We start from the raw sequence: 12,260 nt of genomic DNA, 5'->3' as shown, positions 1-12,260 counted from the left end.
GGATTGACGAGAGGAGATCGCGATGATCCTGAAGAAAACAGCATTGATTGTGGCGACGGTGGCCACGCTTGGCGCGACCGCTGTGACGGCGCCCGCGGAAGCCCGCGGTCGCGGGTGGGGCGGTCCCGGCATTGGCTTCGGCCTCGCGGCCGGCGCGCTCGCTGCCGGCGCCTATGGGGCTTACGGTCCCTATGGCTATTACCGGCCGTATTACGCACCACGCCGCTACTACCGTCCGGCCTATTACGGCTACGATTATGGCCCCGGTCCCTATGCCTACTACGGCGGGCCGCGTTATTATCGGCCGTCCAGATATTGGTAAGGCCGGAAACCGAAAGGCCCGCAGCGTTCGCTGCGGGCCTTTTTCTTCGGAAAGTAATCGCGGGTTGAGCACCGTCGTGCGGATGCTCAGTCGGAAGATCGCGGGCTGACGAATTCGTTCCAGTCGGTGGCGCGGACCTTCTCGATGGTCTCGTCGTAATAGTCTTCGCGTTCGCGCTGGAATCGGGCCTGGGTTTCCCGGAACGCCGTTACGCGCAGTTCGATTGCGGCTCTGTCAGCCGAAATCCTGTCTTCGTTCATGCCGTATTCCTTGAATTGATTCTCGAGCGTAACCATTGAAGCCGAATGCGGCGTCAATCTGATCGGACGATGGCGCGCAGTGGATAACACCGGTGGCAAAATGCGATGCGCCTAGCCAACGGAATCCAGTTGCAGCGCCTCCTCGAAATCGCGCATCCGCGCGGCAATCCAGTCCTCGTCGGAGGAGGACAGCATCAGCATTTCGCGCTCGGCGCGACGGCAAAACTCCGGATCGGGGTCGATGCTCTTCCAGAGTTCAATACGCGCCAGCAAATCCATCTTTCTCTCCCTCTTTCGCGAGCAATCTGCCGCGCCAACCCGTTGAGACCTGAGGAAAGGCGGGTGACGACGGTTAGATTTGTTCTCATTTTGTTCTAGTTGATGTCAGCCGTTTTGTCTATCGGCTGCCGTGCAGATGCCATCGAAATGGAGCGGTTCGGAGTCGGTATCGCGGCGCTAAAAAGAGCTGGCGTTGCCGATGTCGCACAGGTCAGGCAATTCGGCGGAACATGGCGGGAAGGCGTTTGGAAATGGCCTCCGCGATCGGCTATAGACGACGGATCGGGGCAGCCCCCCATCTTCTCTGCAGGAAACGGCATGGACAAGCAGGCGATGCGCGAAGAGGCCGAAAGGCTGATCCGCGAGACGATGGAGCGCAAGGCGCTGGTCGTGAAGCAGGGCGACACCCGTATCATGGCGGTGTGCGGCAAGTGCGGCGCGCCGAACAAGGTTACCGCACCGAAGGGCGTGTCCCGGGTCGACTATGTCTGCAAGGAATGCGGACACAAGCAGTTCACGCTCTGACGCTGAGTTCGCGCCTCCCTGGCGCATAATTTGCTTTGGCATTTGCCTGCCGATGGACGATCATCGGCTCAAGATGACGCAGTGCATCAACAAAAAATTCCGGGACGTGAAACCTTAACCAGTGGGACGGTATTGAGGCGCTGACGGCTGTTGAGGATTTGTAATGCGTGTCGTGGTGTTGGGTTTTTCGGGATTGCTGATGATGGCGGCGACGCCGTCGTCGGCGCAGGCGATACGGACTTCGGAGCCGTTGCTGCTGGCGCCCTATGAGGTCGCCTTGGTGCAGGATGGTTCATGCTCTTTTGGACACGTGCTGAAGGTGACGGGTGCGATCCGGGGCCTGCGCCGCAAGAAGCTGTGCGTTCCGATGGGCGCCTTCCAGGCCTCGCTCGACGTCATCCGTTAGAGCGTTTTCGAGCGATCCGGCACATCTGCCATTAAGCATCGATTCATGGCTGGCTTGGCGGTCGGCTGCCTGCTGCTATCCTGCGGCGATGATCGTGCTGGTGCCCGTTTCCACCGTTCTGGCCCCGACGCGCGGCGGACAGCCGGCGCAGGTGATCGATTCCGCAGATGATACCCAGCGCGACTACTGGGCTTACCGCCTCAGCGTGTCCGCCAGGGAACTGGCCTCCGCCATCGATGCGGTCGGCCCGACGGTCGCTGCGGTGCGCCGGCATCTCGGCAAATAACCCCGCCTAAAAGCGAAAGCCCCGCCGGGGGAGGACGGGGCTTTCTGAAGATAGAGCATCGGGGGAAGACTGCTCTGTTTCTATAACCGGCCGGTCCCGGCTTCGTTCCCCAGATCGCTGCGAATTTTTGCCTTGATGGTTTCGTAGTAGGCCTCGCGCTCCTCATTCATCTGCGCCTGCCGGGCGCGGAACGCCGCTACCCGCTCCAAAATCTCCGCCCGCTCCGAGACCACCGGCGGCAAGCTGCGCGCGGGTGCCGCAGAAACGGCAGTCGGCGCAACGGGCTGGGCAACGGCTGTCAGCGGCGCTGCGGGGGCAGGGCCAGCCTGGGCGGGTGGCGCTGGCGCGTCGATAGCCGCCGCCGTGACCGCCACCTTATCGACCAAAATCTGCTCGATCTCTGGCCGCGCGGTTTCCTTCGGATGCGCCGCGGCGACCTGCTGCACGAATGCCTGTGTCTGCGCGACCAGTCGGTCGCGCTCTTCCATCCATGTTGTCATGTTAGTTACCTCAAGGCCGCTGCATTTCAGCGAAATGTCACCGGGACGTCAATCGAATTCAGGTTGGCGTGGATAACGGCGGCAGTCTGGTTGCGGCGCAAACGGCTTGCCGCTAGCCCGAAACAAACGGGAGACTATCATGGCCAAGATCGATCTGGATCAGCTGAGCATTGAAGAACTCGCGGCCTTGCGTGATCAGGCCGCCGACAAGCTGGCCGAGAAAGTCGCCGCCCGGCAGGCCGAACTTGAAGCCGAACTGGAAAAACTGTCGCAATATGGCAGGGCTGTGAAGAAGTCGCAGGCGACACCGGTGGCGAGGCAGTTCAAGGACGACAGCAAGGACGAGCCCACCAAGGACGTGCCGCACGCCGCCTGAGCGCGGATCGTCGGGACTGATGATGGCGCCATCCGGCCATCTCGGGCATTGTCGCCACGAACAGCCATCGGAACCTGACGGATGATAGCAACAGATCTGCGCAGCGGTGTCGAACAGCTTGGCGACATGATCGCCGAGGCCTCGGCCATCGTGCCATTCACCGGCGCCGGCATCTCGACGGAGAGCGGCATTCCGGACTTCCGCTCGCCCGGCGGCCTGTGGACGCGCAACCAGCCGATCCCGTTCGATGAATTCGTCGCCAGCCAGGACGCTCGCGACGAGGCATGGCGGCGACGCTTTGCCATGGAGGCGACCTTCGCCGCCGCGAAGCCGACGAGGGGCCACCGCGCGCTGGCATCGCTCTACAAGGCCGGCAAGATCCCCGGCCTCATCACCCAGAACATCGACAACCTGCACCAGGCCTCTGGTATCAAAGCGGACGACGTCATCGAACTGCACGGCAATACGACTTACGCGCGCTGCATCGGTTGCGGGAAACGCTACGATCTGGTGTGGGTGAAGGATCATTTCGACCACACCAAGCGGGCACCGGACTGCACGCGATGCGAAGAGCCGATAAAGACCGCGACGATCTCGTTCGGCCAGGCGATGCCGGAGGCGGAGATGCGTATGGCCGTCGAACTGTCGCGGCAATGCGACCTGTTCCTGGCGATCGGATCGTCGCTGGTGGTGTGGCCGGCGGCGGGATTTCCGCTTATGGCGAAACGCGCTGGCGCCCGACTCGTGATCATCAACAACGAGCCTACCGAGCAGGACGTGCACGCCGATCTCGTCATCCGCTTTGATATCGGCGAGGCGCTGAGCCCGTTCGTCGGCAACTGATGCGTGATTGATTCGTCGCTGCGCAAGGTTGTTCATAGCTAATTTAGTGTTCATTTTTTGTCTTTGCCGGGCAGGCGACAGTGTTATCTTCAGCTGCGAGATTCGCGGCGCGTCATCATGAATCGTCATCGATGGGTCCGCGGGGGGGCGCTGCCATTTACAGGCAGCCGCACAAGATTGTGGGATCCGGGGTCATGGGGTCGGACGGATTTGAGTCCAAGCGGTCGGGGGGGCTGATGCCTAGCATCGCCGGTTCATCGAGCTCTGTACCGACGGAGTTTACCGCGAACGACGATCGTCATACGCTGGACCCTTTCGCAGGTCTGGGCGACGGTGCGGCGGCCGATCTCGTCGAAATCAGCGGCGTCATCAAATGGTTCGACGCTTCCAAGGGCTACGGCTTCATCATCCCCGACAATGGCGCGGCCGACGTGCTGCTGCATGTCACGGTGCTGCGCCGCGACGGCTATCAGACCGCCTATGAAGGCGCGCGCCTGATTGTCGAATGCGTGCAGCGCTCCAAGGGCTATCAGGCATTCCGCATCGTCTCGATGGACGAGTCGACCGCCATCCATCCGGCGCAGATGCTGCCGGCGCGTACCCATGTCAACGTCACCCCGACCAGCGGTCTGGAACGGGCGCAGGTGAAGTGGTTCAACAGGCTGCGCGGCTTCGGCTTCCTGTCGTGCGGCGAGGGTACGCCGGACATCTTCGTTCACATGGAAACGCTGCGCCGCTTCGGCATGACCGAGTTGCGTCCCGGCCAGTATGTGCTGGTGCGTTTCGGGCCCGGCTCCAAGGGCATGATGGCCGCCGAGATCCAGCCGGAAGCCGGCGCGCCGGGATTGTCGTCGCACTAATTGGCACCGATTTGAACGCCAACCGCCGCCATCACGCGGCTGTGCGCATCTCTGACTGGTATTTATCACCGCCATCGGGCTAGGGTCGCGCGCCCGGCGCCTCGTCCGGGTTTGCCCCGGATCGCGTCCATGAGCCTGTTTCGTTTTGCCCGCTTTCGTGCCCCTCTGTTGGCCATCGCCGCGCTGCTGACATGGGTGTGCGTCGGCGTCCCGTCACAGGCCGCCGAAGTGCAGCCGCTGGAGATCGTCACCAGGTCCGGCGTGCAGATGTTCTCGGTGGAGATCGCCAAGACCGAAAAGGAACGCGAGACCGGGCTGATGTACCGCAAGGAACTGGCCGATGGCCGCGGCATGCTGTTCGACTTCAGCCCGGAACAGCAGGTCTCAATGTGGATGAAGAACACCTTCCTGTCGCTCGACATGATCTTCATCGGCTCCGACGGTCGCATCCTGCGCATAGCCGAGAACACCGAGCCACAATCGCTTCGCATTATCTCGTCCGGCGGCCCCGCCAAGGGCGTGCTGGAGGTGATCGCAGGCACCGCCAAGAAATACGGCATCGCCCCGGGCGACCAGATCGTGCATCCGCTGTTCGGCAAGCGCTGAGGACGGCGAGCACAGCCGATGCGAACCTTGGCTTAACGCTCGACCAGATGCGCACGTGAGGGGGCAGGGGCAAACGGATCGGCGAAGTACTGGGTTTCGTTGATCACCAGACCCTCGCGGAATTCCATGATGCTCACCGTGTAGGATGGTTTACCGTCATAGGTCAGGACAAATTCGGTGACCCAGAGATTGCCGCTGCCGATTATTCGCCGGACGGCAAAACGTTTCCGGTTCGGCTGAACAAATCGGCTCTGCCGGATGTTATGCCGACCGCGGATGCGCTCGCCGGACTGCGGATAATGAAGCACCGCGTCCTCGTGGTAGATTTCGTGTTCGGCGTCGAAATCATTGGCGTCCGATGCAGCCCAGTGGCGCTCAAGCGCGGCCCGCACGTCATCCATCCCAACCTCCGCCAGGGTTCACGGTGTCCGGCATCACTATAGCCGATGAGCGTGGTGGATTGTCCTGTCACGGCGGCAAGGCAGCCGAAAACGGGGCGCGGTGGGCCGTGAACAGCGTCAGAACCGGTTGTCAGAATCGCGTCAGAATCGCTTTGCGAAATTCGAGCAGATTCAACGGGGTAACTGGTCGGGGCACAAGGATACGAAGCTACCCATCATATTGTTCAATAAAATCAATAAACCCTTGTTTCGCATGGGCTTACTGCCTAGAACTGTTACGAGTAACTGTTACGAGTTGCTGTTACAGGGATTCCCATGTCACTCGGATCGAACATCGCCCGCCGCTCTGGCAGCGCCCGTTATTATGCCCGCTTGGGCGTCCCTCCTGATCTCCAATCCGTGGTTAAGAAAAGAGAATATTGGAAGTCTTTGGGCACCAGCGATCCGAAGGTTGCCCGCGAGAAGGTGCTGCCCGTCCTGATGCGCTGGCGGGCTGAATTTGCGGAGTTGCGCAGGCGACGGGAGCCGACGGGGGTGGACCTCCAGACTGCTGTCTGGAACCACTACGACGCCGAACTGAGCCGCGACACAAAAGAGCGAGCCGGCATCGCGACAGGGCAGATGGTCGAAGATGCCAGTCTCGCGTTGCAGGACCAAATCGCCGCTGGAGCCGTTTCTTGGTCCGATGACCCGTTAGTCCAATTGGATGCCGCCCTTGAACTGCAGGTCACGAGCAATCAAGCTCAGACCGCCATTCATTCGAGGGAAGTCCGCATCAGGATCCTGCGTAACCACCTGAGAGATGGCGAGACTGCATTGATCGAATGGGCGGCTGACGACGTGATCGCCCGCGACCGGCTCTTGATCGGCAAAGGCACCCCCGCTTATCGCGATCTCTGCCAACGGCTGCAGCGGGCCGAGCTGGAATACTTGCTCAGGGCCGCAGAGCGGGATGCGGGCAACTGGGGTGGAACGCCGTCCGATCCGCTCGTTACCCCGCCCGACGCGACACTAGGTAAAAAGTTCGCGGCGCCGGGCGAAACGATTTTAGAGCTTCATGACCGGTTCGCAGCGGAGAAACGAGGCAGCGTCACGACCGACACTTGGGAGCAGAACCGCAAAATTGTCCTGCTGTTCGTTGATTTTGTCGGTGCCGGTTCGCATGTATCCGCCATTAACAAAAAGGCTGTCAGAGATTGGAAGCATAAGTTGGCGCTCTGGCCGGTGAAGGCGCTTGCGATAAAAGTGTTCGCAGGAATGTCCTTTGTCAAAATAATCGAAGCGAACGCGACAGAGAAAAAGCCAACCATCAGTCAGAACACGATCAACAAATACCTTTCGGCAATCGCCGGATTTGCTGAGTGGCTGCTGAATAATGAGTTTATCGAACAGGACGCCATGCGCGGCATGTTCCTAGCTGTTGATGACGAGCGAAAAGGCTCATCGTTCTCGGAAAGCCAGCTCAAGGTGATTTTCCACTCGCCGCTCTTTAAGACTTGTGCCGGCGATGGCGACGAGCATTTGCCCGGCGAGATCGCGGTTAGAGATTGGCGGTATTGGATCCCTTATATTTGCCTCTACACCGGCGCGCGGCTTGGCGAGGTCGCACAGCTTCTCACGGCAGATGTGCGACAGCTGCATGGCGTTTGGATTTTTCACATCACGCGAGAAGGCGCGATTTCTAAGTCGACCAAAACTGCCGGATCGCAGCGTGTGGTCCCGATCCATAGAGAGCTAATTAAGCTTGGTCTGATCGAGTATCACAACGCCATGGTCGCGGGCGGTCACGCCCGGCTGTTCCCGAAATTGCAGCCCGACATTCGGGGCTTCTACTCAGCCACCCCTTCGCGCTTCCTGAACCGCTATTTCCGCAAGATTGGCGCTAAGGTCGATAACTCAGTCAACGTCCACAGCCTACGTCACGGTATGGCCGACGCTTTCCGCCGCTGTGGCTACCTAGACGAACAATTTGGCGGTCCAATCTTAGGCCATGCAAAAGAGACGATGACCGGGCGCTATGGCAACCTGCCGGAAGGCATTCTGAGCGAGCGCGTCAAGATGATCGAGGCGGTCTCGTTCCCGTCGCTGGCGAGTTAGGGCTGCTGAACAATCAGAAACTACACATGGCTGCTTTCCGGTGAGTGTTGAGTTTACGGCCGGGAGGTGCCAGAGTAATACAAGCTCAATTTGAGCCGAAACACCATTTTGGAGGCGCGGCACTTGTCGGCGATAGGTGGATTGTTACTAAGCGCCGTCACGATGCTGGTTATATGCTTAGTGACGTTTGGCTTCCTTCTGACGACCACCAATAATTTGTTGAACGATCGGAATCGCAAGTCGATACGCAACAGGATCGAAGCTTTCTGGTTTAGAACTGCCAACCTAGAGGTCCACGAGCAATTTCAGGCCGCGCTGATATCGCGTTATTTTTTAATGCGGCGTCTGCAGAGTTTTTTCATAAAGGGCTTTGCGTATATCTTGATAGTCCTCTGCGTCGCGGGATTCATTAAGGGCTATCAAAGAGACGCTACAGAGATAGCGACTGAAATCAAGGAACTTGTAAAATACAGCTTCGATCGTGGTGCCAAATATCAGTATTCTTACGATGACCTAAAACGCGACGCCGACAAAGATGATCCTCCCCAATTCACTATTGAACAAAATACATGCGTCTTGGGCGAGGGATTTGAACCGCTGAAAGAGATTTCACGGCTGGTGACAATTAATTCTCGCGTGACCACTCTCCTTGAAGGACTTGAAAGAAAAGAAAGGACACTCAAGCTCCTAAACGGATTTTCTGAGACGCTTAGCAATTTCGTTTTTGGTCTCCCGCTACTTTTGGGCCTCTATATTTCGCTTAACTGCACGCTTTGGCTTCTTTCTCGTGTCACTCAATCTAGGGCTGGCGCCGTACTCATTGTGCTGTTCGATCTTGTTTTGGCAACTGCCATGCCGGGATTGATCACTGGAGGTGTGTTGTGCGCAATGGCGCTTGTGGCAGTACTAACCTTGGGCAATATGCCTGATTATACATTCTACGAGCAGCCGACTTGGATCACGATGCTTGCTTCAGGCGTAAGCGCCAGGCTGGAACTTAGTTTAGCCGTGCCCATAATCATTTCTATTTTCATAACTTCCATCCCAATTATGCAGATCGGGGTTTGGTTCCTGTCAACAGTCGCGACCTTCATTCTGAACAATATGACGCGACTGATCGCTGATCTTGGGAGAATTATCAATTTTGATCTCAACATCGGCTCTCATGAGACTTTGCTGAACTACGCCATTGGAATCGATCTTATCTTCTCTTTGATATACATCTTGCCTTGCTTGGCCATCGTTCTCGTTCAGCGAAGTGACCTAACCCGAACGCTATTCTTAAACTCGGTCCAATGGGTCGCTGAGCATCCCCGTGGCCCTCTGATAGCAATCGAAGAGATTGTAATGGCATTCGCCAGGTACTTAGCCAGCGTATTTAAACGCTAGCTCCCTCGCAAATGGTAGTGCGAGGGAGGCCTTGGATTACGGGGCGCCGAGCTTACCAATTCAGGAAGTCGTTAGCTGCGTTTAGTTGCGTCTCCAAGCTTGATGCTTCTCAACAGCTAGCCCAATGCCCACCGAGCAGTCGCTTCGTGCCCGTTCGGCAGCATTTTAACCGGCGCCTTCTTCCAATCCTGATAGTGCAAATAGACGTATCCATCGGCAATATCATATGGCGCAATGTATGCGATCCCGTCGATCACTATGGAAACTTCGCCACCATCCTCTTCATGCTCACTCATTCTGCTACCCCGTTCGCATCGGTCACGCTGCGTAATATCGCATGGGCATCGGAATGAGTCATAAAGCCAGCCGCAAGCGCATCTTTAATCGTCATCTGTTCGATTAACTTCAACTGCTTCTTTGCTTCCGGAACTGAACAATCGCCGAGCAGTTTTCCGTTTGGCATCTTGATTTTCATATAATCGACCCCGCTCATTTTACGTTCCTCGACGATTTGCCAACATCGTCCCGCAATCCAGGTGCAGCACAATTCAACATATGTGCAAGAGCCACCAATTTCTTGCTGTAGTCAAAAGCCTCAGTTTTGGAGAGATAGCCAATTTTTTTTCCGCACGGCAGATCCTTTTTTAACAGCATTTTTAAAGCCTCTCGCTTTGCCGACGCAACTATTTCATCCGCCGATCCCGTGACCTTGGTGACGAACTCTTCCATCTTCGTTTCAAGCTCAGCGTCGCGCTTGGCGCGCTCTCTAATACTAATGGCAGCCATACATTTCTCCGGGTTATATCGAGCGATGATTTTCTGTGAATGAGTTTCTATAGGAATGGAATTGGCGATTTCGCTATCTGAGCGCGAGTCGCGATCCACCGGCACAACTCCTGAGTTGTCTGCCATGGCAAGCCATGGCGGTAGGCCGAATTACTCAATGGAGTGGTTAGTTTAGGAGCAGCGTTTTTGCAGCTGCTGAAATCGGCTCTAGTTGCTCATCAGCAACAGGACTCGAAATAGCGTCGGACTGCTTGCGCGCTTCGATCTGGTCGTCTCTGCGCGCCGCCCGCTCAACATCAGCCCGGATGATTTCCGGGAGCACGTCGTTTTCAGCCAGCGCCATCTTGACCTGATCGGCTGTCACCACGCCGAAGAGCGGGCAAGGCTCCAATGCTGCGATTTCTGCCGCGATGCGCTCGAAGCGCGCGGTCGCAATGTAGATGTCAGTGGTCATTCCCAATCCCCATGCGGCAAAGCCCGCACATGGTGATTCGCACTTCCGCTAATTCTTTGCAAGTGATTGTTTTTACAGGACAATAAGTCAGTATTGACTTACTTCGTAGTTGGCGCGGGTATATAAACATGTCGCTAATAGCTAGGCGCCGCACGTGTTTGGCGCGTCATTTCGAATAGTTCTGAGGTCGCCATGTTCGACGAACTAAAATATCGCTGGGCGCTTCGAAGATTTCTAAAACATCGCAAAGCGGCGTTCCAGTCTTACAATCAAGTGCCCGATGAGCCAGATGCCGAAGGAATGAATTTCCCAAAGTATCAGGCAGGAAGGACAGTGAACTTCTATACTTATACACTCGATAAGTTTCGGTCGGATTATTTGATCGAGCAAGCTAACATCTATCACGTTCCGACTCCAGGAAATGAAGATGACTGGGAATCACACGCGTTCGCCACCACCGACGAGGAACGCTATTTGACTGCCTCTGCTGCACAGAAGCTCCGCTCAGACATTCGAGCCGAGCAGAAGGCGGATTGGGACTATTGGGCCAACCGAGTCACGCTGGCTCTTGCTTTGATTGGCAGCATTTTTGGTGTGCTCGCCTTCTTCAAAAAGTAGTTTCGTGGCTGTCTTTTGTCTCAGTCAAAACGGCTGCGCTCTATCCCGATCAAGACGAATCAACATTCCGCACACTCCACCGCCCCGCAACCACCCATTAAACGACTCAGGGGGCGCGCCGGCTCGTTAAATTACGGCACCGCTGGTTTTGGATCCGGAAGGCCTTGAATTCACCAGCGACCTCCTGAGAGGGTCATTTAGATTCCGGGAGCATTCATATCCGGGATGGATATTTTAAAAAGGCCCGCGCGGAGCGCGGCCGAGCGTAGCGAGGTCTTGCTTTCTTCAGGGAGCCGTAGGCGACCGCGCGCTCCCACTCTTAAATATACTATGTAGATATATAGATAGTAATATGGAAATCGCGGTCGGACCCATGTTTCGGAAACTCCTGCGCTGCAACGCTTACTTTCATTCAGTCCGGTACGGTTCGCTGCTCCCATGCACCGGCCAGCCGCTAAAACCGTACCGGACTGAACCGCTACTTTAGCCGAGCCCAAGCACCTCCCGGCGCCTCCAATTTATTGACGATATTGCGGTGGCTCGTCGCCCGCCGTTTGTCCATCAGCTCACCGGTAAGGATCGTATATTCGCTGGCGATGCGCCGGTCAGAACATTTCGAACCGTGCTTGGCCTTGGCATCCAACATCGCCCGCCAGAACATAGAGAGGGATTTCTCTCGGCCAACGATCTTCTCCAGGAATCGATCACCGCGCGCGTTCGCGGTCGCAGCCTTCAAGTGTGCCGACCTAACCAGCGCGCGGGCAGTCGGGTCAGCCTTCAATGCAGCAGCCGCCGCCCGCCGTTGCGCCGACCGTTCGCGCTCAGCGATCACCCTCCTGCGGGCCGTCTCTGCTTTTTTAAGGTGAGCAACAGCCCGTCGTTCCGACTGCCCCTTTGCTTTTGTGGCTGCCAGTCTCTGCTCAAAAATGGCAGCGGCCGCTTTCCAATGCTTAAGATCGGAAGGGCCGCCGGACTGAGCGACGAAAGGGTTGGCATTTGAGCCACGACCGATCAACGCCGGATCGACCGTGCTTTCTGTGTGCGCTGCCATGAAGAAAGAACTGATAGCGCTGCGAGCCCCGGCGTCGCGGTCGAGATCGCGAAGCGCGCTCTCTGCTGTTTCTTCAATCGGCGTGAGATCACAATCGTCGTCAGCATCGTCAGGCGACGCTTGAACTTCAAAATATTTGGTACTAGAATCAAAACAGGTCGATCGCACTGACATGCGGCGGCTCCATCGAATAGGAGGCCA

At 57.2% G+C, this 12,260-nt stretch carries 20 protein-coding genes; 11 read left to right on the top strand and 9 right to left on the bottom strand.

The genetic code is table 11. The features are described from left to right. Nucleotides 1-28: 28 nt before the first annotated feature. A complete protein-coding gene (locus JWQ24_RS02145) occupies nucleotides 29-322 on the top strand; it encodes a hypothetical protein (protein ID WP_299803935.1) in 294 nt (97 codons plus the stop codon). Nucleotides 323-408: 86 nt separating this feature from the next. Here JWQ24_RS02145 and JWQ24_RS02140 read toward each other — a convergent pair whose 3' ends face one another. Together JWQ24_RS02140 and JWQ24_RS02135 are read right to left on the bottom strand one after the other, a co-directional pair. Continuing rightward, entirely contained in the window at nucleotides 409-582 is a 174-nt protein-coding gene (locus tag JWQ24_RS02140; protein ID WP_299803766.1) for a hypothetical protein, read from the bottom strand. A gap of 111 nt (nucleotides 583-693) precedes the next feature. Then, a complete protein-coding gene (locus JWQ24_RS02135) occupies nucleotides 694-861 on the bottom strand; it encodes a hypothetical protein (RefSeq protein ID WP_299803764.1) in 168 nt (55 codons plus the stop codon). A gap of 318 nt (nucleotides 862-1,179) precedes the next feature. Between JWQ24_RS02135 and JWQ24_RS02130 the strand changes: the two genes are divergently transcribed. The 3 genes from JWQ24_RS02130 to JWQ24_RS02120 all read left to right on the top strand — a co-directional run bounded on the left by JWQ24_RS02130 (nucleotide 1,180) and on the right by JWQ24_RS02120 (nucleotide 2,078). Next, nucleotides 1,180-1,386 carry a hypothetical protein gene (locus JWQ24_RS02130; protein ID WP_299803761.1) on the top strand — a complete coding sequence of 69 codons (207 nt, stop codon included), beginning with the start codon at nucleotides 1,180-1,182 and terminating at the stop codon, nucleotides 1,384-1,386. Nucleotides 1,387-1,549: 163 nt separating this feature from the next. Beyond that, on the top strand, nucleotides 1,550-1,792 hold the full coding sequence (locus JWQ24_RS02125) for a hypothetical protein (RefSeq protein WP_299803759.1): 243 nt from the start codon (nucleotides 1,550-1,552) through the stop codon (nucleotides 1,790-1,792). A gap of 88 nt (nucleotides 1,793-1,880) precedes the next feature. Further along, the gene (locus JWQ24_RS02120; protein WP_299803757.1) at nucleotides 1,881-2,078 is read left to right on the top strand and encodes a DUF3606 domain-containing protein; all 198 of its coding nucleotides are present in this window, start codon (nucleotides 1,881-1,883) and stop codon (nucleotides 2,076-2,078) included. A gap of 80 nt (nucleotides 2,079-2,158) precedes the next feature. Here the strand turns inward: JWQ24_RS02120 and JWQ24_RS02115 are convergent, their stop codons facing one another. Beyond that, entirely contained in the window at nucleotides 2,159-2,566 is a 408-nt protein-coding gene (locus JWQ24_RS02115) for a hypothetical protein (protein WP_299803755.1), read from the bottom strand. Between the two features lie 151 nt (nucleotides 2,567-2,717). On the opposite strand from JWQ24_RS02115, the gene JWQ24_RS02110 reads away from it, so the two are divergent. The 4 genes from JWQ24_RS02110 (at nucleotide 2,718) to JWQ24_RS02095 (ending at nucleotide 5,263) form a co-directional block, all read left to right on the top strand. Next, the gene (locus JWQ24_RS02110; RefSeq protein WP_299803753.1) at nucleotides 2,718-2,954 is read left to right on the top strand and encodes a hypothetical protein; all 237 of its coding nucleotides are present in this window, start codon (nucleotides 2,718-2,720) and stop codon (nucleotides 2,952-2,954) included. Nucleotides 2,955-3,035: 81 nt separating this feature from the next. Further along, complete coding sequence (locus JWQ24_RS02105) at nucleotides 3,036-3,797, top strand: Sir2 family NAD-dependent protein deacetylase (protein ID WP_299803751.1); 762 nt, start codon at nucleotides 3,036-3,038, stop codon at nucleotides 3,795-3,797. A gap of 194 nt (nucleotides 3,798-3,991) precedes the next feature. Continuing rightward, nucleotides 3,992-4,657 carry a cold-shock protein gene (locus JWQ24_RS02100; protein ID WP_299803750.1) on the top strand — a complete coding sequence of 222 codons (666 nt, stop codon included), beginning with the start codon at nucleotides 3,992-3,994 and terminating at the stop codon, nucleotides 4,655-4,657. A 129-nt stretch (nucleotides 4,658-4,786) separates the two neighbouring features. Further along, entirely contained in the window at nucleotides 4,787-5,263 is a 477-nt protein-coding gene (locus tag JWQ24_RS02095; RefSeq protein WP_299803749.1) for a DUF192 domain-containing protein, read from the top strand. A 32-nt stretch (nucleotides 5,264-5,295) separates the two neighbouring features. Here the strand turns inward: JWQ24_RS02095 and JWQ24_RS02090 are convergent, their stop codons facing one another. After that, a complete protein-coding gene (locus JWQ24_RS02090) occupies nucleotides 5,296-5,664 on the bottom strand; it encodes a nuclear transport factor 2 family protein (RefSeq protein ID WP_299803748.1) in 369 nt (122 codons plus the stop codon). A 315-nt stretch (nucleotides 5,665-5,979) separates the two neighbouring features. On the opposite strand from JWQ24_RS02090, the gene JWQ24_RS02085 reads away from it, so the two are divergent. Together JWQ24_RS02085 and JWQ24_RS02080 are read left to right on the top strand one after the other, a co-directional pair. Then, a complete protein-coding gene (locus JWQ24_RS02085) occupies nucleotides 5,980-7,761 on the top strand; it encodes a site-specific integrase (protein WP_299803746.1) in 1,782 nt (593 codons plus the stop codon). 123 nt (nucleotides 7,762-7,884) lie between these two features. Beyond that, complete coding sequence (locus JWQ24_RS02080; protein WP_299803744.1) at nucleotides 7,885-9,150, top strand: hypothetical protein; 1,266 nt, start codon at nucleotides 7,885-7,887, stop codon at nucleotides 9,148-9,150. 116 nt (nucleotides 9,151-9,266) lie between these two features. Here JWQ24_RS02080 and JWQ24_RS02075 read toward each other — a convergent pair whose 3' ends face one another. From JWQ24_RS02075 to JWQ24_RS02060, 4 genes are read right to left on the bottom strand one after another with little or no spacing between them, the layout of a single operon-like run. Next, nucleotides 9,267-9,446, bottom strand: a complete 180-nt coding sequence (locus JWQ24_RS02075) for a hypothetical protein (protein WP_299803741.1) — start codon at nucleotides 9,444-9,446, stop codon at nucleotides 9,267-9,269. Next, nucleotides 9,443-9,643 carry a hypothetical protein gene (locus JWQ24_RS02070; protein ID WP_299803739.1) on the bottom strand — a complete coding sequence of 67 codons (201 nt, stop codon included), beginning with the start codon at nucleotides 9,641-9,643 and terminating at the stop codon, nucleotides 9,443-9,445. The genes JWQ24_RS02075 and JWQ24_RS02070 overlap by 4 nt, the downstream gene beginning before the upstream one ends. Further along, nucleotides 9,640-10,062 (bottom strand): hypothetical protein, encoded by a 423-nt coding sequence (locus JWQ24_RS02065; protein WP_299803737.1) that lies wholly within the window; start codon nucleotides 10,060-10,062, stop codon nucleotides 9,640-9,642. The genes JWQ24_RS02070 and JWQ24_RS02065 overlap by 4 nt, the downstream gene beginning before the upstream one ends. Nucleotides 10,063-10,102: 40 nt before the next feature. Beyond that, complete coding sequence (locus JWQ24_RS02060; RefSeq protein ID WP_299803735.1) at nucleotides 10,103-10,390, bottom strand: hypothetical protein; 288 nt, start codon at nucleotides 10,388-10,390, stop codon at nucleotides 10,103-10,105. A gap of 192 nt (nucleotides 10,391-10,582) precedes the next feature. Here JWQ24_RS02060 and JWQ24_RS02055 point away from each other — a divergent pair, with 192 nt between their 5' ends. Beyond that, nucleotides 10,583-11,008, top strand: coding sequence for a hypothetical protein (locus JWQ24_RS02055; protein WP_299803733.1), 426 nt, complete (start codon nucleotides 10,583-10,585; stop codon nucleotides 11,006-11,008). A 478-nt stretch (nucleotides 11,009-11,486) separates the two neighbouring features. On the opposite strand, the gene JWQ24_RS02050 is transcribed toward JWQ24_RS02055, so the two are convergent. Continuing rightward, the gene (locus JWQ24_RS02050) at nucleotides 11,487-12,233 is read right to left on the bottom strand and encodes a hypothetical protein (RefSeq protein WP_299803732.1); all 747 of its coding nucleotides are present in this window, start codon (nucleotides 12,231-12,233) and stop codon (nucleotides 11,487-11,489) included. Nucleotides 12,234-12,260: the final 27 nt, after the last annotated feature.

Source organism: Tardiphaga sp. (assembly GCF_028290495.1).
Lineage (GTDB): Bacteria > Pseudomonadota > Alphaproteobacteria > Rhizobiales > Xanthobacteraceae > Tardiphaga.
The sequence above is the reverse complement of the archived record's forward strand: the minus strand, read 5'-3'. Positions and strand labels throughout refer to the sequence as shown.

What these genes read in the sequence shown, in the direction of transcription:
- JWQ24_RS02140 (WP_299803766.1), bottom strand. Translation starts at nt 582, where the DNA reads ATGAACGAAGACAGGATTTCGGCTGACAGAGCCGCAATCGAACTGCGC.
- JWQ24_RS02135 (WP_299803764.1), bottom strand. Translation starts at nt 861, where the DNA reads ATGGATTTGCTGGCGCGTATTGAACTCTGGAAGAGCATCGACCCCGAT.
- JWQ24_RS02130 (WP_299803761.1), top strand. Translation starts at nt 1,180, where the DNA reads ATGGACAAGCAGGCGATGCGCGAAGAGGCCGAAAGGCTGATCCGCGAG.
- JWQ24_RS02125 (WP_299803759.1), top strand. Translation starts at nt 1,550, where the DNA reads ATGCGTGTCGTGGTGTTGGGTTTTTCGGGATTGCTGATGATGGCGGCG.
- JWQ24_RS02120 (WP_299803757.1), top strand. Translation starts at nt 1,881, where the DNA reads ATGATCGTGCTGGTGCCCGTTTCCACCGTTCTGGCCCCGACGCGCGGC.
- JWQ24_RS02115 (WP_299803755.1), bottom strand. Translation starts at nt 2,566, where the DNA reads ATGGAAGAGCGCGACCGACTGGTCGCGCAGACACAGGCATTCGTGCAG.
- JWQ24_RS02110 (WP_299803753.1), top strand. Translation starts at nt 2,718, where the DNA reads ATGGCCAAGATCGATCTGGATCAGCTGAGCATTGAAGAACTCGCGGCC.
- JWQ24_RS02105 (WP_299803751.1), top strand. Translation starts at nt 3,036, where the DNA reads ATGATAGCAACAGATCTGCGCAGCGGTGTCGAACAGCTTGGCGACATG.
- JWQ24_RS02100 (WP_299803750.1), top strand. Translation starts at nt 3,992, where the DNA reads ATGGGGTCGGACGGATTTGAGTCCAAGCGGTCGGGGGGGCTGATGCCT.
- JWQ24_RS02095 (WP_299803749.1), top strand. Translation starts at nt 4,787, where the DNA reads ATGAGCCTGTTTCGTTTTGCCCGCTTTCGTGCCCCTCTGTTGGCCATC.
- JWQ24_RS02090 (WP_299803748.1), bottom strand. Translation starts at nt 5,664, where the DNA reads ATGGATGACGTGCGGGCCGCGCTTGAGCGCCACTGGGCTGCATCGGAC.
- JWQ24_RS02085 (WP_299803746.1), top strand. Translation starts at nt 5,980, where the DNA reads ATGTCACTCGGATCGAACATCGCCCGCCGCTCTGGCAGCGCCCGTTAT.
- JWQ24_RS02075 (WP_299803741.1), bottom strand. Translation starts at nt 9,446, where the DNA reads ATGAGTGAGCATGAAGAGGATGGTGGCGAAGTTTCCATAGTGATCGAC.
- JWQ24_RS02070 (WP_299803739.1), bottom strand. Translation starts at nt 9,643, where the DNA reads ATGAGCGGGGTCGATTATATGAAAATCAAGATGCCAAACGGAAAACTG.
- JWQ24_RS02065 (WP_299803737.1), bottom strand. Translation starts at nt 10,062, where the DNA reads ATGGCAGACAACTCAGGAGTTGTGCCGGTGGATCGCGACTCGCGCTCA.
- JWQ24_RS02060 (WP_299803735.1), bottom strand. Translation starts at nt 10,390, where the DNA reads ATGACCACTGACATCTACATTGCGACCGCGCGCTTCGAGCGCATCGCG.
- JWQ24_RS02055 (WP_299803733.1), top strand. Translation starts at nt 10,583, where the DNA reads ATGTTCGACGAACTAAAATATCGCTGGGCGCTTCGAAGATTTCTAAAA.
- JWQ24_RS02050 (WP_299803732.1), bottom strand. Translation starts at nt 12,233, where the DNA reads ATGTCAGTGCGATCGACCTGTTTTGATTCTAGTACCAAATATTTTGAA.